Here is a 544-nt window from a genome sequence, read left to right on the forward strand (position 1 = left end):
CCGGATACACCGGGGTGGTCCAGACGGACGCCTTTGCTGCCTATAAGAAGCTTTTCGGCCCCAACAGGGCCATACAGCACTATTTCTGTATGGCCCACATCCGCCGCAAGTTCGACGAAGCCTTCCGGACCGACCCGCAGAGGGCCGCCTGGGCGGTGCGCCATATCGCCAAACTCTACGCCATCGAAAAGCGGATCCGGGAAGCCGACCCGCCCCTGTCGGAAAACCTTGTCGTGGAAATGCGCATCGCAGAGTCGGTCCCCCTGCTCGAGGAACTCCACCGGTGGCTGGCCGAAGAACATCCCAAGGTACTGCCTGCCTCTCCCATAGGAAAGGCGATCGCCTATGCGCTCCCGCTCATGGAGGGCATGAAGCTCTACACCCTGCACGGACAACTGCAGATCGACAACAACCTGATCGAAAACACCATCAGGCCCATCGCCCTGGGCAGGAAAAACTACCTGTTCACCGGAACACACGGGACTGCCCAAAACACGGCCATGATCTATTCCCTGTTTGCCACCTGCAAACTGCACCAGGTCAA

The 544-nt window shown here is 59.4% G+C and carries 1 protein-coding gene; it reads left to right on the forward strand.

Annotated features, from left to right (window positions below; genetic code table 11):
• Positions 1-14: 14 nt before the first annotated feature.
• Positions 15-544: IS66 family transposase (locus tag ADIS_RS04955; RefSeq protein ID WP_238325377.1), on the forward strand; the 530-nt coding region annotated here is incomplete at its 3' end.

This window comes from Lunatimonas lonarensis, assembly GCF_000390185.1.
Classification (GTDB): Bacteria; Bacteroidota; Bacteroidia; order Cytophagales; family Cyclobacteriaceae; genus Lunatimonas; species Lunatimonas lonarensis.